Source organism: Sphingopyxis sp. Root1497 (assembly GCF_001427085.1).
Lineage (GTDB): Bacteria > Pseudomonadota > Alphaproteobacteria > Sphingomonadales > Sphingomonadaceae > Sphingopyxis.
In genome coordinates, this window is sequence record NZ_LMGF01000005.1 from 935750 (window position 1) to 958455 (window position 22706).

The following is a 22706-nucleotide window of genomic DNA, read 5'->3' on the forward strand; positions in this document are numbered from 1 at the left end:
AGCAGACCGCATGGGCAAGCATCTTATCGCGTTGATCGACGGTACAAAGGTCAGTGCTGCCCATACTGCCACGAACAGATCATATTCCAACGTTTTCGAACTGGCTTGCCTGCTGCAGATTTTGGACCGTTCTAAGAGCGGAGGCCCGCAAGTCGTATTTTACCGATCCGGAATATCGTCCCAGCCTGACAGCAGGAATACCTATGACCTGCTGACGGGTAACACGATAATGTCGCAGATCGTCGATCAGTACACAAACATATGCGCGAACTATAATTTTGATGCCAAAATCTCGAAGGACAAAATTTATCTGTTCGGTTTTTCTCGTGGTGCGATGGCCGTGCGGGCGTTGGCGAGCATCATATCGGAATTCGGGCTGCTCGACCCACGCCAGATCCACTTCCTTCCCGAGGTCATCTATGCCTGGGAGCATAACGAGGGAAGGGCGTCACTAAGCAACAAGGTCAACCTGACCACGGTGGAGGTCGAGTTCATCGGTATTTTTGACGCTGTGATGGGCGGCATATCAAAGCTGCCCGTGTTCAATCCTGTTCGTTTTTCCAATCATGACCTTCCGTCGCTCTGTCGGCACGGTATCCACATCATCGCGATCGACGAGGATCGACCTCATTTTACGCACAAGCTCTGGACCGGGGCCAAGTCGCGCGTCCTGCGGGGTGGAAAGGAAGCGCCGAATCCCAGTCTGCGGACGCAATCGTTCCGACAGATATGGATGCCCGGGATACATTCCGACATCGGAGGGACGGGCAACGCATTTTTGGGCAACGTCGCCCTTCTTTCGATGGTCTATTTTATTGAACGACTGACCGGTCTCGCTCTCGATAAGGAATGGATCGAGGACAAGGAGTGGCGGGTGAGGAAGGGTATTGCCGACAAGAAATTTCGAATTTCAGCCAATTATATGGAATTGCCTTACCGTAGGAAATTGGAATCAAACGGTGATTTCAAGCAATATTACCATCCAGTTTGTGAAATAATACAGATATGTAAGTATAAAATATTCCGAATCAAATATGATTGGAGGAATCGTGTTTTTGAAAAAGGATTCAAGGACAGGGTCATCATGGATGATTTGCTCTATAAATACTTTAGAAGAATAAGCTAAATTTGCTATATTAAGCTCAGCAAATCCGCAGGCGCTTTGGCTTCGCCGTCCTCCTCATCCTCTTCTCCCTCGAACTTGCTGAGCGTCAGACCCAGCAGCCGGATTCCCTGCTCGGTCGGCAGCAGCGGCGCCAAAATCGCTTCGCCCGCTGCGAGCAGCGCCGCGCCGTCGAGGATCGGTGCCGGCACCGACTTCGCCCGCGTGATCGTCTTGAAATCGGCGTAGCGCAGCTTGAGCGTCACCGTCCGCCCGCGCGCGCCTTTTTTGGCCGCACGGTCCCACACCACCGCACAGACATGCGCGAGCGCCTCGCGGATTTCGGTGTCGCCGATCAGATCTTTGAAAAAGGTCCTTTCGCCGCCGAGCGATTTCAGCGGGCGGTTCGACTTCACACACCGGTGGTCGATCCCGCGCGCCAGGTTGAACAGCCATTCGGCGTTGTTGCCGAAATTCTCCGCGAGCCACAGCGGGGCCTTGGCCGCGAGGTCGGCGCCCGAAAATATCCCGAGCCCCTCCATCTTCGCCGCGGTCACCGGACCGATGCCATGGAAGCGCCGGATCGACAGCGTCTGGACGAACGCCGCGCCCTTGCCCGGCGGGATCACGGTAATGCCGTCGGGCTTGTTCTGGTCCGACGCCAGCTTGGCGATGAACTTGTTGTACGAGACGCCGGCCGACGCGGTGAGCCCGGTTTCCTCACGAATGCGACGGCGGATCAGCTTCGCGGTCGCGGTCGCGCTGCCCAACGCCGCCTTGTCGGCGCTGACGTCGAGATAGGCCTCGTCGAGCGACAGTGGCTCGACCTCGTCGGCATAGTCGCGGAAGATCGCACGGATCTGGTGCGAAATGTCGCGATACACCTCGAAGCGCGGCGGCACGAAGATGAGGCCCGGGCATTGGCGTTTCGCGGTGACGCTCGGCATCGCTGACCGTACCCCGAATTTGCGCGCTTCGTAGCTCGCGGCCGCGACCACGCCGCGCCGCGAAGACCCGCCGACCGCAACCGGCTTGCCGCGCAAGGCCGGGTCGTCGCGCTGTTCGACCGACGCGTAAAAGGCATCCATGTCGACATGGATGATCTTGCGGACCCGGGTGTCCGCGGCGTCCCCAGCCTGATCGTCGCCGTCTTCCACGTCCGCCGCCTAGCATGTTGCCCAAATGTTCTCAATGCCGCGCCTGACGCGGCGCTTGACGAAGGCGGACCAAAATGGCAATCGCCGCCGGCCTTGGTGAGCGGGTATAGCATAGTGGTAATGCTCTAGCCTTCCAAGCTAGCTAGGCGGGTTCGATTCCCGCTACCCGCTCCAACTTTCCATCCCATGATGTTCGTATTCGTCTGGACATAGTCCAGAAATTCGCGATATTCTGCCATAATCAGACCGCAGGCGTTCCATTGCGTCCATCCAAAGCCGCCGATCCGTGGGGGCATTTTTCGGGGGCATCTTGCTGACGGTCAATTCGATGCCCCCACCCGTGGGGGCATTTCGGGGCATGATAAACCCGGAGGGAACCGATTATGGCGCTTACCGACGTGGCAATCAGGAATACGAAGCCGGGCGGCAAGCCAGTCAAACTCGCGGACGGGGGCGGCCTGCATCTTCTTGTGACGCCGGCGGGCGGGAAGCTCTGGCGACTCAAATATCGGCTCAACGGGCGCGAGAAACAGCTCGCGATCGGAGCCTACCCGGAAATAAGTTTGAGCGAGGCGCGCAAGCGGCGGGAGGCCGCCCGTTCGCTCATAGCGAATGGCAAGGACCCCTCGCAGGAAAAGCGCCGCGAGAAGGTGCGCTCGCGCGTTGCGGCCGAAAACTCGTTCAACGTCATATCGGAGGAATATTGCGCCAAGCGCAGGCGCGACGGCGACAAGCGTTGGGCGCCGGCAACGGCGACGCGGAGCGAGTATCTGCTCAGCCTGCTCAAGGCGTCGATCGGGCCGATGGCGATCTCGGAAATCGAGCCGGCCGATGTTCTCGACGCCGTCAGGCGGATCGAGCGGAAAGGAAATCTCGAGAGCGCGCGGCGGACATTGCAACTGGCGAGTATGGTCTTTCGTTACGCGGTGGCAACGGCACGCCTTCGTTCCGATCCGACGCGCGATCTCAGGGGCGCGCTCACCGCTCCAAAGGCGACGCACTATGGCGCGATTCTGAATGCTGAACGGGTCGGCGAGTTACTCCGTGCCATCGACGGATACGAAGGCATGGGCGTTGCGAAGCTGGCAATGCAGATCGCTCCCCATGTCTTCGTGCGACCGGGCGAGCTGCGCCATGCGCTGTGGGAGGAAGTCGACCTGGAAACGGCCGTCTGGACGATACCCGCCGGGAAGACCAAAATGCGCAAGCCTCATCATGTCCCCCTTTCCCGACAGGTCGTGGCGTTGTTCCGAGAGGTCCCTCCCTTGTCCGGCCCCGTGGGATATGTATTCCCGTCAATCCGCACGCGGGCTCGCCCGATGAGCGAGAACACCATTAACGCCGGTTTACGGCGCCTCGGCTATTCCAGCGACGAGATGACCGCACACGGGTTCCGGGCGATGGCATCGACGCTTCTCAACGAGAGCGGAAAATGGTCCCCGGATGCGATCGAGCGCGCGCTCGCACATGGCGATGCCGACAAGGTGCGCGCGGCCTATCACCGCGGCGCGCATTGGCAGGAGCGCGTGGAGATGGCGCAATGGTGGAGCGATTATCTGGACGAGTTGCGGCGCGGTGACGAAACCGCCTTTATTGGGGCACGCCAATGACCCGCGCGTCAGCGAAAGGGCGGTATTTAGCTGAGCACCCCTTCGTCTCATTGGTCGAAGCATTGACCTGGATCGCGTTCGCGGACGCGATGTCTCACGACGAGTTGCTCGAACAGATTGCGGGCCATAGCTCCACAGAGGCCCTTAGCGCCAAGGACAGGCTTCGGTCGTTTTTCGGAAGTCACGATGCGAATCCAGCGGACGGTCCGGGAACCGGTTATTTTGAGAATCGCGAGCGCGGGTTGCAGCGGCTAGCTGATGCTTGGCAGCACCTTCGCGAAGAAGCGGAGCGAGGCAACCTTACCGTGCGTGGCCGCTACGCCTATCACTTTACACGCGCCGAGGCGGCCGTGGCGGATACGACGGACCTCTCTCGCAATATGCTCGCTACTTTCTCGCAATTCGATGTTTCGACTGGCGGTATTCGACGCCAACCTGATGGGTCCCCGGACATGCTTTGGCCCGACCATCCCGACGGCTTCGACCGCGAGTTCGACGCGCTTGGTACCGACCCGTGCATGGCTGACGGCTACCTCTTGGTCGAGGCCGAGCGCGCGGGGGTCGTTCGCTGTTGGCCAAACCCGCGCGGCGCACCCCGCATGCGCCAGGAAGACGTCATGCTGTGGTGCGAGAACTGGATAAAATCCGGAAAGGGCAATGGTATGGACAAGGCGTGGCGGGATTTTCACGCGGATCCTTCGCACGCAGGCCTTTCACGCGAAGATGTGTTTCGTCCCGCGTGGCGCAAAGTAAAGGGAATTTAATTCAAAGGCTTACATTACGCGGTTTTTCACGCGGCGCACGCGAAAAGCGTCTTTTCCGCGTGATCTCGATGTGGCGTTTTTGGATCTCGTTCAACGAGATACGAGGTGATTCCATGTCGTCCATAAGCCGCCAGCCCGACAAGATCGGGTACAGCATCAAGGAAGCGATCGCGGCCACCAGCCTCGGCCGCAGCACCCTGTATCGATATATCGGCGAGGGGACGCTCCGCGTGGTTCGCATCGGCGGCCGCACGATCATTCCTGCCGATGCCCTGCACGCGCTGATTGCGGGGGCAGACGAGTGACCGCGACAAGCATGAGGTGACCCGCCACCCCCTAGTTGCCGCTTATTGCCGCCGGTTGCTGCGGGCATCTCACATTGTAGTTGGCGCGCGTCCTGAGAGGTGATGCGGCCGGAATTTAGTGGCGTCGGTCGTCATTGGTTCGATGCAGCGCACCGTAAGCACGGCTTCGATCAGCGAAAAAAGCTGCGACAAAATCTATTAAAGGATCGCCAAGAAATGGCTGAAAACCTCGGCATTACCAGATCACCTCGCGCACGGTGCGAAACCAGTACCCCCTCAGCGCGTTCAGCGAAGCCTGCAAGGCAGGCGTCGGTGACGCTTCCTCGCCAGACGAAATCGAGCGCAGCCATCGAGATACATACCGTCCGAGGGGTGTTGGAGGCCCTCCGCCACGCCGCACATATCGGGTTGCTGCCGACCCGGATGATCACACTCGCCCTCGATCGTGGCGACTCGACCGACCCCGTCGATACGATCGGGCGCTTCCTGAAGCTCTACAAGGACGCTGCACGCTCCCGCGGCTGGCCGACGGCGCATATTTGGGCGCGTGAATACGGGACGAGGACGGGTGAGCACGTCCACATCCTCCTGCACGTGCCGGCGTGTAGCGGCAACTGGTTGAAGCGCCGCATGCCAAGGTGGCTGAAGAGGTCGGGGCTGACGCGTCGCAAAGGAGTGTCGAAGGTGACTCAGATCGCGGGCAGGCCGACGGGTAGTGCGACCTCGTCCTCGACTCCCGAGCTTTACCGGACCAATTTGCGACAGGTTGTCCGCTATATACTGAAGCACTGCTCGTCGAGAGCCGCGGAGGTGTTCGGCATCGCAAGGCGTGGGCCGGTGGCGATCAAAGGAAAGCGTGTCGGCGTTTCGGTGAATCTGAACGTGGCGGCACGGTTGCGCTGTCAGGATTGCGGGCCGCCACGGATACTGTGAACCCGGACCGTATGGGCCGATATTGGTGGTGGTGCGTCGGTGGCGCTTTACGAGGCAGGCGTCCGATCACAGCAGGATTCGTATGGACGCGATTGCATGAATAGGGTCGTCGCCTATAAGCTGTCCGAATGACGCACGACGCCCCTATGCCTGCCTCACTCAGTGGGCGCATTTTCTCGCTGGCGATGCGTTCGGTCAGACCCGTGTCTCCCAGACACTGACCCGTCAGTTTCAGGCGGCCTTGGCCGAGTGGTCAGGCACCGGGTTTCCATCCCGTTTACAGGAGTTCGATTCTCCTAGGCCGCTCCATCGCCCCCGTCGCCCAACTGGATAGGGCAAGAGGTTTCTATCCTCTACGGTGCAGGTTCGAGTCCTGTCGGGGGCGCCAGCATTGATTGCTGATGGGAGGAAGCGTTAAGCACAGCTGCAATCATTTACGCCAGATCTGCGTTCGCTGCGCATCCGCTTTGCGCCTGATCTCGGTCGTTTGGCCTGTCGCGAAGCCGCGCCCGAAAGCCGCCATTGGCTGCTGTACGTCACAGCTACTCTCGGAGGTACGTTCTCGAGAATTTTTCCGATCAGTCTGCTCAACGAAGTTGCGGTGGCGATGGATGGCACTGTTTGTCCGCCCGATCAGAACATCGCGAGCGAGCCCCGGGCACCCGAGAGTGGTTTTGGTTGCATTGCTATATCCACAACGGGCATTCTGTGAGAATGGCAGAGCGACAGTCAGTACCCAGGCTATCGATAAATCCCGAAAGCGATCACGCATTCCATGAGCTGGGTTCACGTCGGTTCGAGCATTTTGCGCGCGCGCTTCATGCTTCACAGCCGGGGATATTTGGAGCCAATCTATATGCTCCAGACGGGCAAGAGCAATTTGGTATCGATCATGTTGCGTTCCGCCGCGATGATGGCGGCACCAGCCTGGAGGTGGGCCAAGCCAAGGCGGAGAAGCGCTTTAGCGCAGACGATATCCGGAAGGCAGCTGACAAATTTCTGTTTCACTGGGAAACCCATTGGCACGATAAAAAGGTCAGTCGCTTCATCTTGTTCGTCGGTTGCACGATCAAGAACCGCAAGGCTGGCGACGAGGTTATCGCCCAAACCAACCGCTTCGCGGCGTTCGGCATCGACTTTCTGATCTGGGATTCTCCAGCGATTTACGACCATCTTCCGGGCGCCCCCGCAGCGGTTCGGACTTATCTCGGACAGGACTGGTACGAGCGGATATTCGGCAAGCCGGCAGGACCTTTGAGTGGACTACTGCGCGACATCGAATCCGGGTGGGATCTGAGTGTCCTGCGGGTCCAATCTTTCGTCACACGGCTGAATCAAGCTGAAACCGCCGAAATTGCAGAACTGAAGCGACGGGCGCGGCGAGGCGAACGCTCACGCGTTATTGCCGAACTCGAGAATGCTCTTCATTCCGAAGTGGCGCACGCGCTGGCTCCCAACGTCAAAGCCGAAAAGCTGCGGCTGCTCGCCGGACTGATTATAGACGGCGACACGTATCAGCGCGTTCGTCAGCTACTCGACGCAGCAGATGCGCTGGATGGTGAATCCGGGCGCCTGCGCGCTATCCTGCTGATGGAAAGTGTCGGTGCGAAGGCCGCGATCGACAATATCGCAGCCGACGCCCCTGCGGAGCTCGCCGAAGTGCTCGCTGTCGCGATGCTACGGGAAGGTCGCCCGGCCGAAGCCTTTACCGCGCTCGAGCGCTTTCTGGGGGACGATGAACCAAGGGCGGAAACGCTGAGGCTGGCAGCTCTTGCGAAGCTTCTCATGGGTGACCGGCAAGCTGCCGTGGAAATAGCGGAGCGGGCGCAACTCCGCGATCCGGAGTCGCGCGCCTGCCAGCAATCGTTGGGGATTGTCGTGTTCCATCGCGCGCTTTCATCGGCCGTTGCGCCTGAGACAGGGGAATGGCCCCAGCCAGTCGACCAGCCATTGGTGATAACATCAGATACTGCGCGTGCCGATCTCGAGCGAGCAGAGGCCATTTTTCGAGCACTTGCGGTGTCGGAAGAGCTCGAGGGTCACCCGGGAATGGTTATGTGGCACTTCGGGGTGCTGGCCTGCATGCCGTGGCGTCACGCAGAAGTGCTTGCCAGGCTTGAGGCGTTACAGAAGTCGGGCACCATGCCGACGCCGCTTGTGGCCTGGGCCTTGTCGCGCGCGCTCCCGTTCGACCGCCAAGCTGCCGCTCTTCAGTGCGACGCCGAACTGGAGGCCGATCCGGCTAATTTCGAAACCCTGTTGATCCGCGTTGCCCTCGCAAACGCGAATGGCGAGGTCGCGCTTGCACGAGAGATTCTCGATGCGAAGCGGGACGTGCTTGAGCAAGCGAGCCATGGTTCACTCTACGTATATTGGTCGGCTGTGCTGGATCTCGAATGTCATTGCGAGCCATCCGAGGACGCTCTCGGCGCGCATCCCTGGTTACGTCTGAGACGTGTGCTGGATGTTCATTCTCGCAAACGCCGCGCCAAGGGGATCGCGCAAATCCTGGATGACCAACTCGGATCAAATGGCGACGCGCGCGTGATCCTGGCGGCGGCGCAGCTGCTCCTCGACGCCGGTTGGCACAAGAGTGCCGCAAAGGCGGCGGAATTTCTGATCGAGCATATCGGAACTGCGGAAGCGATTGCCGCCGCTGCTTTCGCTTACTACCGGAGCCGACGGCCGAAAGACGTCCTGTCCGCCTTGTCACGCGTTGATGCGTTTCCCGAGTCAAAGCTGCCTGTCGAACTCGATCGGCTGCGGGCCGAATGCCTCGCAGCTACAGGCTCTCTACTACACGCGCGCGACGCCAGCCTCGTCATCGCCCGGGCAACCGGACAGCCCCACGACGTATGGCGTTCGATACACTTTCAGTTGGCGATTGGCGCCGCACCGAAAGCACTTGCGCTCTATGAGGAGCATGCCGAAGCACTTTCTGCGCCGGCACCCGGGCATATCGCGCTCGCCCGCGCCGTACTGCGGTCGCACCCGGACGCGGCGCGGCGTATAACGAAGCAATTTGCCGCCCAAGCATCCGACGACTATGTCACGGCTGCCTTCGAGCTGGCCAATAAACTCAGAATGGCGTCCGAGCAGCGGTCTCTAATGGCGCGGATGCAGGTTCTGGGCAATTCCGGCAAAGGCGGAGTGATCCTGATTACCGTCGAGGACGTGATCAGGATGATCTCGGAAAGACGCGCGCAGGAAGAACGCGCGTTCGAGCAATATGCGAATGGGCATGGGCCGGTCTATTTCGTCGCGGGTCTTCGGGATGCGATGCTCTCGACGATTTACCTCGAGCCGCTGCTCGATCCGCCGCGGCCTGGCGAACTGCGACCCATGCTGTCGGCGCGCTACGGTCGCCGTCTCGAAGAGGACGAGTGGCCGGAGAACCGCGGTGAGGTCCGCCTGATAGCGGATGTGACAGCATTGCTGACCGCCCAAGGCCTGGGAATACTAGATATCGTAGAGCGGGCATTTGCGCCTTTGCGCCTCCCGCCCGACGCGGTAACGGCGCTGACCCAGATACGGGCCGAGCTCGACGTCGCTCAACCCCAGCGGCTCGATGCGGCGAAGTCGCTTCTGGCCAGAAGGAAAGATCGTGAGGTCTTTGCCGCCGCCGATCTACCGATCGCGAGCGCATCGAAGGCGGTCTGGAAGCCGGAAGATGCGACGGAGCCGAATATGCTCTCGCTCGCGAGACTGATGGAGGTTGTTCGCCAATCCCTCGGTACCGCCGCCCTCGAGCATGCGCGTGACCAGTTGGGCGATATTCTCGATTCCGAAAGCGTTGGTCCGCTGCCTGAAAAGGGAAGCGTCGTCATTCTCGAAGCCGGTCTGGCCGTCTCGCTCGAGCAAGCCGGGCTTATCGATCACCTCGCCCGGCGAAATCGGATCGGCCTCGAAGATCTGGAGTTTCAGGCATTGGAAGCGCAGGTCGCCAGCGCCGAGAAATGCCAGCGTCAGGCAGACACGATCTCGGACCTTATTGCCCGACTTCACTCGGGTCTCGAAGATGGCACCTATCAAACCGTCGCGTATGGCAACAACACGGACGCCGATCCATTGCGCCGAAGCTTCATGCAGACCGTTTCGGCGCTAGCGGACGATGGCGGTATCGCTTGGGTAGACGATCGCTTCACGACTTCCATCGATAACAAGCAGTTCCAGACCGCGACAACGGTTGAGATCATCGATGCGCTTGTCCGCTATCGTCGCCTGAACACTCGCGAAAGCGACAAACTTCGCCAGGCACTTCGCGCCGCGCGCTGGTCCTTCATGCCTCAGCGCGGCGGAGAAATAGAGAGGCATCTCCGCGCCGCTACGCGGAAAGGGCAGGTAGCCGAGACTCAGGATATCGCTTTGCTTCGGAGAGCGATTGGCGAGACACTGGTGAACCGCAGGCGCCTCCAGTGGCCTAATCCGAGCGAGGCAGCAAAGGGCGCCAAGGGCGAACTGCCCTTCTTGCTCGATAGTGGACATGCGATAACCGAGGCGCTGGTTGCGATATGGCGCGATGACAGCTGGGACATCGCGGATGCCGAGGTCGCGTCTGAATGGATTCTCGATACGCTCGAGATCGGCCTGTTTCCGCAGCAAGCCCTCGCTGCGGGGGATCCGCGATCAGATCAGTTGATCGGGGTCCATCTCGGCAGCTTGGTTCTCGTGGCCATGCAGTTCTACCGGGGACGGGAGATGGCGAGGCAAGCGGCGTATCTCGACTGGTTCTGGCGCTATTGTCTCGGCAATTCTTATCGCAGTCGGCCGGCGTTGCGGCCTGCGGTCGAAGCAATGATAGCAAAGCATCTGGAACGCGACGGTGAGGAAGGTCCAGATGAGAGACTTTGGCGCGTATATTTGGCTAAGGTCGTCAATGCGATGCCAATGCCGATACGCATTCCGTTGCTTCAACGTAGTGAATTGCGACAGAGCTTCGATCTTCCCGAGCATGGACAAATTTCGCTCGATGGAGAAGATTATGACGAACTTGAGTTCTTTTCGGCTCTCATAGGCGCCGACGTGAATTCGGTTCGGCGCGTCGTCGCAGCTTCGGGGAAGCAGGCGAAAATCGATCTGGTCATCGAAAATGGTTCCGAGCATGTTCGCCTCAAGATCGGGCGGAAGACCATGAGGATCGACGATTGGGCACGTCGGGTTTCTAGCGACGTCGAAGGCATCAGAGCCGCTGCGATCGACGAGCGACGCGCGGTACTCGACATGTCGGATGCCGAGCGTTTGTTATTGATGGCCGAACTTGGGAAAGAGCCCGACCGGATTAAACGCGTCAGGACAGTGCTGTCGCGCTCGCATGAAACCATGCAGCACGAATATAATGACTTCGAACAGATGGTCGAAGCTCGGCGACCGTTCGGACTTTCGGAATTCGCTCCCAGTGACATCGGGAAGGTGCTGCGTCACATCCGGCTTGAAAAAGACATGGAGCAATCGGCTACGAGCCTGATTGAAGAGCGCGGCCTCGCGATCGCGATCCGTCGGTTTGGTGCGCTTCCCATTATGGCTCCTGATGTACTGCGTAGCGCATTCCAGTCACTCTCCGAGGATGCGCGAACCGAGGTGCTCGATGATGCCGAGATCGAAACAGCGCCTCCCTGGACGCAGTTGCTTGCTGCAGATCTGGTGCTGGCGTCCGGCCCCAGCGCCGCACAGATCTTGCGCATACGAAATTTGATCGAACGAGCCTTCGCTTCTGAAACTGCGTCATTTTGGCAGTTGTACATTGCGCTTGCGGACTACACGGCATTTGCCGGAGCCAGCGATCCACAATGGTCCGATCTGACAAGTGCGCAGCAGTTGGCGATCTCTTGGTCGCATGCGAACTTTCTCACGGAAATTCTTGCGGCCGGCGGCGTGGTTATCAGTTCCCTGCTGGAGCTGTTGCGCGGCAACCGCTTGATTCCTCCTCGTTTCCTCGTCGAACCGATCAACAAGTTCGATAATGACACGTCGGATCCGAGGCAGATGACACCCGACCGCTTGCGCGCCCATGTCGCCGCGCCGGCGCTATTTCGTCTCCACGAGATTCCAGAGCATGAAGAATGGACGGCGGCATTGCTGCGCGCGCTTGTGCTTCAGCCCGGGGCCGATGGTACTCCGCAACCTCGAATGGAGATCGCGCGCCGGGCGCTTGCTCCCGACGATGCGCTGGGGAGCGTCGTGGCAGCCTCCTTCGGCGACGCATATGAAGCATTGTATCCGGGGGCAAAGGGGCTTTTCCGAGATGGCGTTCAGGGATTGATCGAGACGCTGCTGAGCGATGAGGCCGATCCGGACCATCGCCGCGCGTCCTGGCAGATCGTGCGCATGGCGAGTGGTGATACGCCGCTTCCACGAGAATTGTCCGAGCTCGTTCACGCCGCCGCGGCATCGGGGGATGTGGGCTTCGATTCGGACGACATCGAAGAAGCAAGGTCGGCGCTGCTGATCTTCGCCGCTCTCGCCGCGACGAATGGATGGGAAGATGCGGGTCCGCGTATCGACGCCGAAGCGGACCGGTTGGGACCCCGTCCGGAAGAAGAAGAGGTCATGATTTTATTCGAGATTGCCGTTTGGCGCGCGCGACTTGCCACTGATCCGATTGAGCGAACACGACTACTGGCGGACCGGCTGCGCCAGCTGGGCAAAAGTCCATTGCTTGTGAAACAGGCCGAAGTAGCAGCTCGGCATTTCGCACGCGGCCTCTCCGGACATCACAGCGAAGCCTTCGTAGATACGCTCGGAGTTCTGTACGCGCAGCGGTAGACAACGTCGCGGTTCTTGAACAAAGCGATCATGCATGTCGACACGATAGATGAACAGGATGGACGGACTGCTTTTTGCAATTTGCGACCGAAAGCGGACCATCCGCAGACGGCCAATCACGATTGGCATCACCGGAACATTTTGAATTGCTGGCAGGTTCTAGAGCTTCCTCGGCGACGCCGTGCGCCGGATTTTTCTGGAGACAACATGTCGATATTGCAGCGCATATTGATCGTAGAGGATGACGCGATCATCGGAATGCTTCTCGAAGAATATCTTCTTATGATGGGAAGGGAGCCGGTTGCGATCGTTGATGGTGTGGCTCCAGCCCTGGGGAGAATTTCGGAAGGCGGGATCGATGCCGCGATCGTGGACGTCCATCTTGCTGATGGGGACAGCGGCGATCCGATCGCGGCTGCTCTCGCCGACGCGAATATCCCGTTCCTCGTGGCGACAGGTGGCTTCACGGCGGCCCTTGGGAGCGCGTGGCAAAATCGGCCCGTCCTGGCGAAACCCTTCACGCTCCAGAGCCTTCGCGACGCGCTTGTCGCGCTTGACCATTAGGTCCGCCATTAACCGAATTGGGAACCGCTTCGGCCTGTCGATCATTTTCGACGGAGCAAGTGAGGATGGGTGGAGTGGAACGAGATGGAAGAGGAGAGCAGTTTGGACCGGACCAAGAAGGCGGAAACGGGGGTCTCGGGCCTCGACGATATCATTGCCGGTGGCCTTGCACGCGGACGCATATTCCTCATGGAAGGCGATCCGGGAACCGGAAAGACGACGATCGCGAACCAGTTTCTCTTGGCGGGTGCCGCGAAGGGCGAACGCTGCCTCTACATCACTCTCTCGGAGACCGAGGAGGAGTTGCGCGAAACCGCCAAATCGCATGACTGGGATCTTCCGGAAAATTTCCACATCTTCGAACTGGTGCCGCCCGAGGCGCTGCTCAACGACGAGCAACAACAGAGTCTGCTTTATTCGTCCGACCTTGAACTGGGCGAAACGACGAAGCGAATTCTGGAGAAATATGAGGAGGTGAAGCCCGACCGTGTCGTCCTCGACAGCCTCTCGGAAATCCGGCTCCTGGCGCAAAGTTCGCTGCGCTACCGCCGCCAGATATTGTCGCTCAAACATTATTTCGCGCGGCATGACGCGACGGTGCTGATGCTCGACGACCTGACGTCCGAGAGCGCCGACAAGACCGTGCACAGCGTCGCGCACGGCGTGATCCGGCTTCAGGAAATGTCGCCCGAATATGGGGCCGAACGCCGCCGCCTGCGGGTACTCAAATATCGCGGTCAGCGCTTTCGCGGCGGCTATCACGACTTCATCATCGAGAAAGGCGGCGTACGGGCTTTCCCGCGCCTCGTGTCGCTCGAGCACAAGACCGACTTCGTACGCGATGTGGTCACTACCGAAAATGCGGAGCTCAACGCGCTGCTCGGCGGCGGATTCGATACCGGATCGAGCGCGCTGATCCTAGGACCGTCCGGCACGGGCAAGTCGCTCTTCGCGCTCACCTTCGTGGAGAGTGCGATCCGCCGCGGCGGCAAGGCGGCGATGTTTATCTTCGATGAAGAACTCGGCCTCCTGTTCGCGCGCGCCAAAGGCATGGGGATCGACATCCAGGAGATGGTCGACAGCGGTAACCTCATCATCGAGCAGGTCGATGCCGCCGAGCTGTCGCCGGGCGAATTTTCGCAGCGCGTGCGCAACTGCGTCGAGCAATATGAGGCGAAGACGGTCGTGATCGACAGCCTCAACGGTTTCCAGGCCGCCATGCCCGAAGAGACTGCGCTCATTCTCCACATGCATGAGCTGCTCCAATATCTGAACAGGCAGGGCGCGATGACCTTCCTGACGGTCGCGCAGCATGGGCTGGTGGGCGACATGAAAGCCCCGGTCGATGTGACCTATCTTGCCGATACGGTCGTGCTGCTCCGCTATTTTGAGGCGGCCGGGCGCGTCCGCCGTGCGATTTCGATCATGAAAAAGCGTACCGGCGCGCACGAACATACGATCCGCGAATATCGCATCGGTTCGAACGGCATTTCGCTCGGCGAACCCCTGACCGGGTTCCAAGGTGTGTTGCGCGGGGTCCCCGAGATCATCGGTTCCGCCGAACTGATGGAAACGCCGCAGGCGCTTCCCGCCGGATGAACAAGACCTTTTCAGAGCGGGCGATCATTCTCGCGCCGCGGGGAAGGGACGCCGACATTGCTGCCTCGATGCTGCGCGAGGCCGGGATCGAAAGCGGAATCGCCAAGGGGCTGCAGGATTTTGTCGAGATCCTGCAGCAAGGCGCGGGGTTCGGGCTGGTCACCGACGAGGCACTCCGCGGCGCCGACCTTCGCGCGCTCGACGGTTTTATCCGGGCGCAGGGTGAATGGTCAGATTTTCCATTCATTCTGCTCACCGAGCGCGGCGGCAGTATCGAGCGTAATCCCGCCGCCGGACGGTTTCTAGAGCTATTGGGCAACGTCACCTTTATCGAGCGGCCCTTTCATCCCACGACCCTTATCAGCATCGCAAAGGCCGCGCTCCGCGGACGCCGCCGCCAATATGAAGCCCGGGCCCGTCTACAGGCGATCCGCGAAGGCGAACAGCAATTGCGCATCGCGCTGTCTGCCGGTCGGCTGGGCGAATGGACGTTCGACGTTTCTTCGATGCGGCTCGATGCATCGCCCGATTGCAAGAGCCACTATGGCAGGTTCGGCAATGATCCGTTCCCCTATGATGCCCTTGTCGCCAGCGTGCACGACGACGACCGGGCAACGATGCAGGCCGAAGTTCAGCGGGCTCTCACGACCGGCGCCGACTATGATATCGAATATCGTTGCGTGTGGCCCGACGGATCGGTGCATTGGGTGCAGGTCCGCGGCAAGCCCGAGCTCGATGCTAGGGGACGCGCGCTCGGAATGATCGGCGTAAGCCAGGAGATCACCGATAGGAAGGCTGCCGAAGAGACGCTCCGCAACTTTGCTGTAGAACTCGAGCAGCGCGTCGAGGAACGAACCCGCGAACATGCCGAGGTAATGGCGCAACTCCATGAAGCCCAGAAGCTCGAGACGCTTGGCCAGCTGACCGGCGGCGTCGCGCATGATTTCAACAATCTCCTCACCCCCATTGTTGGCAGTCTCGACATCCTCCGGACAAAGATCACGGACGCGCGTCTCCAGAAGCTTCTCGATGGCGCGCTCCAGTCGTCCGAGCGTGCGCGGACCCTGGTCGCGCGACTTCTCGCGTTCGCACGGCGCCAGAATCTCGAAACGCTTCCGGTCGATGTAAAAGACCTGATCGAAGGGATGGAGGAGCTTGTCCAGCGTTCGATCGGGCCGACCATCGAGCTGTCGGTCGATCTTGCCGCCGATGTTCCGGCCGCGATGGTCGATCCGCACCAGCTCGAACTCGCCATCCTCAACCTCGCCGTCAACGCGCGAGATGCGATGCCCGGAGGCGGGCGGCTTGCGATGTCGGTCGATCGACACGAGACGGGCAACGAAGATGGAGGGGTTCCCGAGGGAGTCTATGTTCGCATCGCAGTGGCTGACAAGGGGGCGGGCATGGATGCCGAGACGCTCGCACGCGCGGTGGAGCCCTTCTACTCGACCAAAGGAGTGGGGAAGGGGACAGGCCTCGGCCTCTCGATGGTCCATGGTCTTGCCGCGCAGTCGGGTGGACGTCTGGTGCTTAGAAGCCAGCCCGGCCAAGGGACCGTGGCAGAGATTCTTTTGCCTGCCGCGTCCTCCGAAGCCTTGTCGCACGTCTCGCCGGTCGAGATGCCGCTTCTGGCAACCGAACCCCTGCGCATCTTGCTTGTAGACGACGAAGACGTTGTTCGCGAGGGAACCGCAGCGATGCTCGAGGAAATGGGGCACGTCGTGACGCAAGCTGGCTCCGGAGCGCAGGCGCTCGGCCAGATACGGTCGCAGCCCTTCGATATCGTCGTGACCGACTATCTGATGCCCTCCATGAGCGGCCTCGAACTGGCGCGCGAGGCGCGCAAGGTCCGCGCCGATATTCCGGTTCTCATGATCACCGGGTTCGCCGATCTGGCCGAAGACACGGCGAGCGATGTCCTTCGCTTGCCGAAGCCGTTTCGCGCGGCCGAGATGGCGCGCGCTATCCACGATGCGATGGCGGAAGAGATGCTTGCGAGCTGACCGCAAGATGAAATGCGACGGGCCGAGATTGCAATGCGGGCGCTAGGCCCCATATGACCATCATTGCCGGGCTGACCTGCGCGCCGGCAACTGAGAGACCATTGTGCTCCCCGCCAACGGAGCGATTATGGACCTTAACGAACTTCTCTATCATCATCAGATCGCCCTGATGTCCGTCAGCCAGGCGGAGCGTCGCGGGCATGCGACGGCAAATTTCGATCTGCCGCTCTATTATGCCAAGCGCATCAACGACTATCGCGCCATTCGGGGTTTGACGGGCAATTTGATCATGGTCGGGGGATCGCCGCGAGACGCGGGGCTGTCCGGCCGCGTCGAATGCGACCGGTACGTCGGCGACATGCTGCCGATGGCGCAGCCGGCTATTCCTGCTTGAAACGTCTCATTGCCTTCGATCTCGACGGGACGCTCGCCGAGAGCAAACAGCCGCTCGACGATAGGATGGGAGAGGCGCTCGCCGACCTTCTGGCTGTCGTCGACGTCGCGATCATCTCCGGCGGCGACTGGCCCCAATTCGACAAGCAGATCGCCTCGCGCCTCCCGGACCGCGCCGACCGGTCGCGATTGTGGCTCATGCCCACGACGGGCACGAAGCTCTATACCTTCCGTTCGGATGCCTGGCAGGCGGTCTATGCGGAACTCTTCGCCGACGATGAAAAACAGCGCATATTCGAGGCTTTCGATGCCGCGCTCGAAGCCACGGGCTTCGTGCCCGAAGCCGTCTGGGGCGAGCGCATCGAAGACCGCGGCAGCCAGATCACCTTTTCGGCGCTCGGCCAGCAGGCGCCGATCGACGCCAAGGAAAAATGGGATCCGGACTTTGCGAAGCGCAAGATCATCCAGCAGGATCTTCGCCAGCGTCTTCCGGGCCTATCGATCAACATGGGCGGGGCGACGTCGATCGACATCACCCGCGAAGGCGTCGACAAGGCCTATGGGCTGACCCGGCTTCGCGACGAGAGTGGCATCCCGCTCGACGCAATGATGTTCATCGGCGACGCGATCTTCCCCGGCGGCAATGATTATCCCGCCAAGACGCTCGGGCTCGACACGATTTGTGTGCGCGACCCGCGCGAAACTCGGGCGGTTATCGCGTCTATCGTCGCTTGCCTGAAATGACCGGGGCTTCGGTGCGGCCCTATCCTCTACGGCGGAGCGCGGGTCTGGCGGAACCAAATCCCCGCTAAATTGTTCTAATTCCGGACGCTCCGTGGCTCATTGCCGCACGTCCCAAGATAATCAGAAAATTTGGGTGAGGCCTTCTGCCGCTTCATTTTGGAAGGTAAAACCTGTGTACGAAGCTCCCGATCGCACGTCGTTCGACGCAGGCCTTGAGGCTTGTCAATCGCTCCGTCCCGCCGTCGCGCCGACCCTTCGGCTCGCCCTGATCGGCGGTTTCCTTCCACGGCGCTGCGGCATCGCTACCTTCACCGCCGATATCCACGCATCGCTCGCGGCCGCCGCGCCAGAGATCGCTGTCGATGTTTACGCCATGGCACCCGCAGCGGTCCCGACCATATTCGATCCGGTGGTTCGTGCTGCGATCATCGAGGGTGATGCCGACAGCTTTATCGACGCGGCAAAACAGATCGAGGCGAGCGGCGCCGACATCGTCTGGCTGCAGCACGAGTTCGGCCTCTTCGGCGGGCTGGCGGGAGATATGGTGCTCGAACTCGTGGACCGGGTTTCGGCACCGCTGATCGTCACGCTTCATACGGTGCTCGCCGAACCCGACGCCGATCAGCGCCGCGTCATGGGTCGCCTGATCGCGCGCGCGACCAAGCTGGTCGTGATGTCCGAACGCTCGCGCGATCTGCTGCGCAGCGTTTATCATGCCGACGAAGACCAGATCGCCATGATCGCACATGGCGTTCCCGATCGCCCGTTCGGCCGCGCGTTGCAGTTCAAGCCGCAGTTCGGCTTTGCGGACAAGCAGGTCGCGCTGACCTTCGGACTCCTGTCGCCCGGAAAGGGGATTGAGGCGGTCATCGAAGCACTGCCCGCGATCGTCGAGGATCACCCCGATTTCCTTTATTGTATCGCGGGGGCCACGCATCCCAATCTGCTTGCGCATGAAGGCGAAGCCTATCGCGACCGGCTCCAGGCGCTTGCCGTGTCGCTCGGGGTCGATGCGCATGTCCGCTGGATTAATGCGTTCATGGACACCGACGATCTGCTCGACCTTCTCGAGGCGGCGGACATCTATGTGACGCCCTATATCGGGGCGCAGCAATCGACGTCGGGCACGCTCTCCTATGCGATGGCGCTGGGCAAGGCCGTAATCTCGACGCCCTACGTGCATGCGGTCGAATTGCTCGCCGACGATCATGGCGTGCTGGTACCCTTCAACGACAGCGACGCGATCGCGAACGAAATCCGCTATCTGCTCGGCGACGCCGACCGGCTGCTGACGCTGCAGCGGCGCGCCTATGACCGCAGCCGCGACATGATCTGGCCGGCGTTCGCGGAGCGGACCTGCGCGCTGATCGCGGAAAGCCGCGTCATACCGAAGGCCGCGCCCATAGCCGAGCATATCGGCATCGACGGGTTCTTGCGCATTTGCGACGATACCGGCATCCTCCAGCATAGCGTTCACATGATCCCCGATCGCGCGCACGGCTATTGCGTCGACGACAATGCGCGGGCGCTGATGCTGATGCACCGTCTCGATGACGACGCGCTCGTTCGTTGTGGACAACTGACGTCGGTCTTTGCGGCGTTCGTGCAGCATGCCTGGAATCCCGACCGCGGCGAGTTTCGCAACTTCATGGGCTTTGCACGCAACTGGCTCGAGGACGTAGGATCCGAGGATAGCTGCGGGCGAACGCTTTGGGCGCTCGGCGCGACGGCTCGCGACGCACGCGATCCCGGCCTGCGGCAATGGGCGCATGAACTGTTCGAGCGCACTGCGGCATCCGCGCTGGAGTTCCAGTCGCCGCGCGCGACTGCCTTTGCGATGCTCGGCGCCGATTTCGTGCTCGCGGCCTATCCCGAGCACGATATGGCAAGTCGGATACTGCGTACCGGCGCCGACCGGCTGATCGCGCTCTATCAGGCCGCGGCGCGACCGGACTGGCGATGGTTCGAGCCGGTCCTCGCCTATGACAATGGCCGCCTACCCGAAGCGATGCTGCGCGCGGGCGTGCGACTAGAGCGTGCGGATGTCACCGCGTGCGGAGTCGAGGCGTTGCGGTGGATCAACGATGCGCAGATTTCTCCTTATGGTCACTATCGCCCCGTCGGTTCGGACAGCTTCGGCCATGCCTATGAGCTGCCGCAGCCATTCGACCAGCAGCCGCTTGAAATCTGGGCTGCGATCGACGCCGCTTCGGCGGCCTATGACGTGACCGGCGACGATATCTGGTTAGTGCATGCGCGGCGTGCCTATGAATGGTTTACCGGAGCCAATGATCGCGGCGTAATCGTCGGCGATCCGCTGACCGGGACCAGCAAGGACGGTATAAATCCGCGCGGGCTGAATCTGAATGAGGGCGCCGAGTCGGTTCTCGCCTATCAGCATGCGACCTATGCCATTCGGGATTTCGTCCGGAAGGTCGGCTGAAAGGATATTAGCTTGCATCTCGTCCAGCATGAATTGCGGCTGCACGCCGACCCGACGCGCGTCGTCGTGCGGCCCTTCCATCTGGCCTGGCAGGCGTCCGGCCCCGATCTCGAACGCGTGCAGCGGCTGGCGCATGAGATCGTTGCCCTCAATCCGCGAACGGTTCGTGCCGAACTGGGCGTCGTGCTCAGAGACTTTGCCGACCGGCACTGGCAGATCGAGAAAGTGTTCGAGGATCGTTTTGACGAGATCGAACCCAAGCTCGGGCTCGAAGGCTTGACGCTCAAACGCGAAACGCGGCTGCTGATCGGGGCCTATTTCTGCCACGAATATAGCTACGCCGCTGCCGCCCTGATGAACCCCAGCGTTGTGCGTCATCCGGATCAAAGCGGGCTGCAGGAAGGAAGCATTCGCATCCTGCTTTCGCTGCGCGCGGTCGGCGAGGGCCATATTTCGACTATCGCCTTTCGCGAAGGCATCATCACGCATGATCGCGAACTGACCTTGCTGCCCCAACCGGGTTTTGCCACCGCGGCGATGCTGGGTCCGCACCGCGAGGACAAGCCCGACGATGTCGTCTCGCTTTACCGTCAAAAGGACAGCACCTTGTCAGGCACCGTGATCTTTCCGATCACCGAGGCGCAGCGCAACGGACTCGAAGATTTGCGATTGCTGGAGTTCGAGCGCGACAGCGGCAAGAGCGAGTGGATCGGAACTTACACAGCTTACAGCGGCCGGGACATCCAGTCAGAGCTGCTAAGGACGCGCGACTTCAGGGATTTTACGCTGATCCCGATCAAGGGCGGGGCAGGGCGCAACAAGGGCATGGCGCTTTTCCCGCGCAAGATCGACGGGCAGTTCTGCATGATAGGCCGCCAGGATGGCAAGAATCTCTATCTGCTGCGCTCGGACAGCATCGACCATTGGGAGGGCGGCGAGTTGCTGCTCGAACCGCGCTTTCCGTGGGAGCTCATCCAGATCGGCAATTGCGGTGCGCCGATCGAACTCGACGAGGGCTGGCTGGTGTTTACCCACGGCGTCGGCGCGATGCGCAAATATGCGATTGGTGCGGTGCTGCTCGACAAGGCCGATCCGTTGAAGGTGATCGGCCGGACGCCCAACCCGATCCTCTCCGCCGCCGACGAGGACCGCGAAGGCTATGTCCCCAATGTCGTCTATACCTGCGGCGCGATCCGCGTTGGCGACGATATTTTCCTGCCCTATGGCGTGGCCGATAGCTCGGTCTGCTTTGCGTTCGTCGCGATTACGGAAATCCTTGCGGCCATGGATTATTCGGCCCGGGCTGCAGGATGACGTCGCTTTCGGCCGGCGAAGGGGCACCGATCGATATATTGATCGTCGGTGCAGGGCCTGCCGGGCTGACGGCCGGCATGTATCTCGCGCGCTACCGAAGAGACGTGCGCATCGTCCATGATGGTCGTTCGCGCGCTCTTTGGGTTCCGCGTTCGCGCAATATCCCGGGATTTCCGGACGGGATCGTCGGAGCCGACCTCATCGTGCGCATGAGCGACCATGCGACGCGCTACGGCGCCGAGATCGTCGAGGGCCGCGTTGTCGAGATCGCTCGTGACGAAGACCGCGCGCTGTTTCGCGCGCGCCTCGATAGCGGCGCGGTCATCGCCGCGCGCGGTCTGATCCTCGCGACCGGTGTCGATACCAATCTGGCCAGGCTGGACAGCGGCGATCATCAGGCAGCGGTTCGCAGCGGCGTGCTCCGCTATTGCCCGATCTGCGACGGCTTCGAACATAGCGACCAGCGGATCGCGGTCCTCGGCTCCGACCTCCATGGCGCTGCCGAGGCGATGTTCCTGCGGCAATATTCGCGCGACGTCACGCTCATCCCGAAATGGCAAGTCGCGCTGACCGACAAGCCGCGGGGCGAACTCGCGGCGAGCGGCGTCGACGTTCTCGAAGGCCGGGTTCTTCGACTTGAAGCAACCGAGGAGGCGATGTTCGTCGCGATCGAGGGCGAAGCCGCGCCGCGCCGGTTCGATACGCTCTACCCGGCATTCGGATCGACCCCGCGCAGCGAGCTTGCGGCCATGCTGGGGCCGCTGACCGATCCCAATGGCTGCATTCCGTTCAGCGCTTTTTCGGACGGACTGCTTCCCGGCGTTTACGCGGCGGGCGACGTCCTTGAAGGCCTCGACCAGATCAGCGTCGCGACCGGGCAGGGCGCGATGGCGGCGACGCGTCTCCACAACTGGCTCCGTGACCAGGACGGGCATGTGATGGCCGACCAGAAATAGGACAGAATGCGGGCACGCCGCGAAACCTAAGGGCGCGCGGGGGGTTGAAGATACAAT

At 61.0% G+C, this 22706-nt stretch carries 15 protein-coding genes and 3 tRNA genes; 16 read left to right on the forward strand and 2 right to left on the reverse strand.

The window, feature by feature from the left end; genetic code table 11:
* Positions 1 to 10 precede the first annotated feature (10 nt).
* Complete coding sequence (locus tag ASD67_RS18950) at positions 11 to 1126, forward strand: phospholipase effector Tle1 domain-containing protein (RefSeq protein ID WP_056350512.1); 1116 nt, start codon at positions 11 to 13, stop codon at positions 1124 to 1126.
* 5 nt (positions 1127 to 1131) lie between these two features.
* Here ASD67_RS18950 and dinB read toward each other — a convergent pair whose 3' ends face one another.
* A complete protein-coding gene (gene dinB, locus ASD67_RS18955) occupies positions 1132 to 2259 on the reverse strand; it encodes a DNA polymerase IV (RefSeq protein WP_056350514.1) in 1128 nt (375 codons plus the stop codon).
* Positions 2260 to 2359: 100 nt separating this feature from the next.
* On the opposite strand from dinB, the gene ASD67_RS18960 reads away from it, so the two are divergent.
* The 8 genes from ASD67_RS18960 to ASD67_RS18995 all read left to right on the forward strand — a co-directional run bounded on the left by ASD67_RS18960 (position 2360) and on the right by ASD67_RS18995 (position 12633).
* A tRNA-Gly gene (locus ASD67_RS18960) sits at positions 2360 to 2433 on the forward strand.
* 209 nt (positions 2434 to 2642) lie between these two features.
* Positions 2643 to 3869, forward strand: coding sequence for a tyrosine-type recombinase/integrase (locus tag ASD67_RS18965; protein ID WP_056350516.1), 1227 nt, complete (start codon positions 2643 to 2645; stop codon positions 3867 to 3869).
* Positions 3866 to 4633 carry a hypothetical protein gene (locus tag ASD67_RS18970; protein ID WP_056350519.1) on the forward strand — a complete coding sequence of 256 codons (768 nt, stop codon included), beginning with the start codon at positions 3866 to 3868 and terminating at the stop codon, positions 4631 to 4633. Before ASD67_RS18965 ends, ASD67_RS18970 begins: the two co-directional genes overlap by 4 nt.
* 68 nt (positions 4634 to 4701) lie before the next feature.
* Entirely contained in the window at positions 4702 to 4938 is a 237-nt protein-coding gene (locus ASD67_RS18975; RefSeq protein WP_235535799.1) for a helix-turn-helix domain-containing protein, read from the forward strand.
* Between the two features lie 102 nt (positions 4939 to 5040).
* Positions 5041 to 5871 (forward strand): hypothetical protein, encoded by an 831-nt coding sequence (locus ASD67_RS18980; RefSeq protein ID WP_156377787.1) that lies wholly within the window; start codon positions 5041 to 5043, stop codon positions 5869 to 5871.
* Positions 5872 to 6106: 235 nt separating this feature from the next.
* A tRNA-Gly gene (locus ASD67_RS18985) sits at positions 6107 to 6180 on the forward strand.
* Positions 6181 to 6182: 2 nt separating this feature from the next.
* A tRNA-Arg gene (locus tag ASD67_RS18990) sits at positions 6183 to 6259 on the forward strand.
* Positions 6260 to 6585: 326 nt separating this feature from the next.
* Entirely contained in the window at positions 6586 to 12633 is a 6048-nt protein-coding gene (locus tag ASD67_RS18995; RefSeq protein ID WP_156377788.1) for an HTH domain-containing protein, read from the forward strand.
* A 159-nt stretch (positions 12634 to 12792) separates the two neighbouring features.
* On the opposite strand, the gene ASD67_RS23355 is transcribed toward ASD67_RS18995, so the two are convergent.
* On the reverse strand, positions 12793 to 13194 hold the full coding sequence (locus ASD67_RS23355) for a hypothetical protein (RefSeq protein ID WP_162248617.1): 402 nt from the start codon (positions 13192 to 13194) through the stop codon (positions 12793 to 12795).
* A 105-nt stretch (positions 13195 to 13299) separates the two neighbouring features.
* Between ASD67_RS23355 and ASD67_RS19005 the strand changes: the two genes are divergently transcribed.
* The 7 genes from ASD67_RS19005 to ASD67_RS19035 all read left to right on the forward strand — a co-directional run bounded on the left by ASD67_RS19005 (position 13300) and on the right by ASD67_RS19035 (position 22649).
* Positions 13300 to 14796, forward strand: coding sequence for an ATPase domain-containing protein (locus ASD67_RS19005; protein WP_235535742.1), 1497 nt, complete (start codon positions 13300 to 13302; stop codon positions 14794 to 14796).
* Positions 14793 to 16799, forward strand: coding sequence for a hybrid sensor histidine kinase/response regulator (locus ASD67_RS19010; RefSeq protein ID WP_056350531.1), 2007 nt, complete (start codon positions 14793 to 14795; stop codon positions 16797 to 16799). The genes ASD67_RS19005 and ASD67_RS19010 overlap by 4 nt, the downstream gene beginning before the upstream one ends.
* Positions 16800 to 16902: 103 nt before the next feature.
* Complete coding sequence (locus ASD67_RS19015; protein ID WP_156377789.1) at positions 16903 to 17193, forward strand: hypothetical protein; 291 nt, start codon at positions 16903 to 16905, stop codon at positions 17191 to 17193.
* Positions 17190 to 17936, forward strand: coding sequence for an HAD-IIB family hydrolase (locus tag ASD67_RS19020; RefSeq protein WP_056350535.1), 747 nt, complete (start codon positions 17190 to 17192; stop codon positions 17934 to 17936). The genes ASD67_RS19015 and ASD67_RS19020 overlap by 4 nt, the downstream gene beginning before the upstream one ends.
* Positions 17937 to 18108: 172 nt before the next feature.
* A complete protein-coding gene (locus ASD67_RS19025) occupies positions 18109 to 20379 on the forward strand; it encodes a glycosyltransferase family 4 protein (RefSeq protein ID WP_235535743.1) in 2271 nt (756 codons plus the stop codon).
* Between the two features lie 12 nt (positions 20380 to 20391).
* On the forward strand, positions 20392 to 21693 hold the full coding sequence (locus ASD67_RS19030; protein WP_056350537.1) for a glycoside hydrolase family 130 protein: 1302 nt from the start codon (positions 20392 to 20394) through the stop codon (positions 21691 to 21693).
* The gene (locus ASD67_RS19035) at positions 21690 to 22649 is read left to right on the forward strand and encodes an NAD(P)/FAD-dependent oxidoreductase (protein WP_056350539.1); all 960 of its coding nucleotides are present in this window, start codon (positions 21690 to 21692) and stop codon (positions 22647 to 22649) included. Before ASD67_RS19030 ends, ASD67_RS19035 begins: the two co-directional genes overlap by 4 nt.
* The last annotated feature ends 57 nt before the right edge of the window (positions 22650 to 22706 follow it).

What these genes read in the sequence shown, in the direction of transcription:
- ASD67_RS18980 (WP_156377787.1), top strand. Translation starts at nt 5,041, where the DNA reads ATGCGGCCGGAATTTAGTGGCGTCGGTCGTCATTGGTTCGATGCAGCG.
- ASD67_RS18965 (WP_056350516.1), top strand. Translation starts at nt 2,643, where the DNA reads ATGGCGCTTACCGACGTGGCAATCAGGAATACGAAGCCGGGCGGCAAG.
- ASD67_RS19010 (WP_056350531.1), top strand. Translation starts at nt 14,793, where the DNA reads ATGAACAAGACCTTTTCAGAGCGGGCGATCATTCTCGCGCCGCGGGGA.
- ASD67_RS18970 (WP_056350519.1), top strand. Translation starts at nt 3,866, where the DNA reads ATGACCCGCGCGTCAGCGAAAGGGCGGTATTTAGCTGAGCACCCCTTC.
- ASD67_RS23355 (WP_162248617.1), bottom strand. Translation starts at nt 13,194, where the DNA reads ATGGTCAAGCGCGACAAGCGCGTCGCGAAGGCTCTGGAGCGTGAAGGG.
- ASD67_RS19035 (WP_056350539.1), top strand. Translation starts at nt 21,690, where the DNA reads ATGACGTCGCTTTCGGCCGGCGAAGGGGCACCGATCGATATATTGATC.
- ASD67_RS18950 (WP_056350512.1), top strand. Translation starts at nt 11, where the DNA reads ATGGGCAAGCATCTTATCGCGTTGATCGACGGTACAAAGGTCAGTGCT.
- ASD67_RS18995 (WP_156377788.1), top strand. Translation starts at nt 6,586, where the DNA reads ATGGCAGAGCGACAGTCAGTACCCAGGCTATCGATAAATCCCGAAAGC.
- ASD67_RS18975 (WP_235535799.1), top strand. Translation starts at nt 4,702, where the DNA reads ATGTGGCGTTTTTGGATCTCGTTCAACGAGATACGAGGTGATTCCATG.